This is a genomic window from Oscillibacter sp., assembly GCF_032060045.1.
In the GTDB taxonomy this organism is placed as follows: Bacteria; Bacillota; Clostridia; order Oscillospirales; family Oscillospiraceae; genus Oscillibacter.
The window spans coordinates 355-1,344 of sequence record NZ_DAMBZJ010000075.1; the positions used below are offsets into that span (position 1 = coordinate 355).

2 pseudogenes are annotated in these 990 nt (G+C 37.0%); one reads left to right on the forward strand and one right to left on the reverse strand.

What is annotated here, in order from left to right:
- Nucleotides 1-556, reverse strand: a pseudogene (locus RT018_RS15670) (iron-containing alcohol dehydrogenase); the annotation flags it as partial.
- Nucleotides 557-792: 236 nt separating this feature from the next.
- Here RT018_RS15670 and RT018_RS15675 point away from each other — a divergent pair.
- Nucleotides 793-990 (forward strand): annotated as a pseudogene (locus RT018_RS15675) (dihydroxyacetone kinase transcriptional activator DhaS); the annotation flags it as partial.

Here is a 990-nt window from a genome sequence, read left to right on the forward strand (position 1 = left end):
TTGCGAATGCTCTGCTTGTTGCTCTAGCTTCAAAGTAGGTAGAGAGTGCGTCTCCCATACCAGAAACCAAAAATCGTGTAGGTGCTTGGGCAATAATAGTCGTATCGATCAAAACAACTGAAGGACTTTGCATAAAATATGCATAATCATCAAATTCACCAGCTTCTGTGTAGAGTACTGCAGAGTGACTGGTAGGTGCATCTGTCGCTACAATAGTCGGCACGATAATCAAGTTCTTCCCTTCAGCTACAACCTTAGAAGTGTCAATAGCTTTGCCTCCACCAAGACCGATAATACAGTCACATGACTCTTTCTTAGCTAGCTCTTGCAAACGAGAAGCCTCCACCCGAGAAGCCTCGCCGTGAAAATTAGTTTCGATAAATTCGACACCAAATTTTGCTGCCGTCTTTTCTAGTTTTTCTCGTACGCGGTTTACATCGTCTTGATTAGCAATCAACAAAGCTTTTTCCCCAAATGTCTTTACAAAGTAACCTAAATTCAATAACTCATTTTCCCCTTGGACATATTTTGTTGGACTAATTAACGCTTTTCTCATTTTTATTCCTCCTAATTTTTGTTGAAATACAATAACTCATTGAATTACTAACCAAGGAACCCCTTACATAATTCAGATGATTCCCTTCCTTGAAACTAGAGTCATCTTAACAAGTAAGCGCTATCAACTCAACAGACAAACAACATCATTTGTCCGATTCAATTGTTTTAAGGATGATGTATAATGAAAAATAATATAATATGATAGTTAATACGTTTTCGAAGGGGCCACAAAGTATGAACCGACAAAACGCAACGAAGGAAATCATTGCTTATTCCTTCAAATATCTCGCACGTGAAAAGGATATTGATAAAATATCAATTACAGATATAATGGACCAGACAGATTTCCGCCGTCAGACTTTTTATGATCATTTTGATGACAAGTACGATTTAATTACTTGGATTTTTTCATATGAAACCTCTAAATTAATT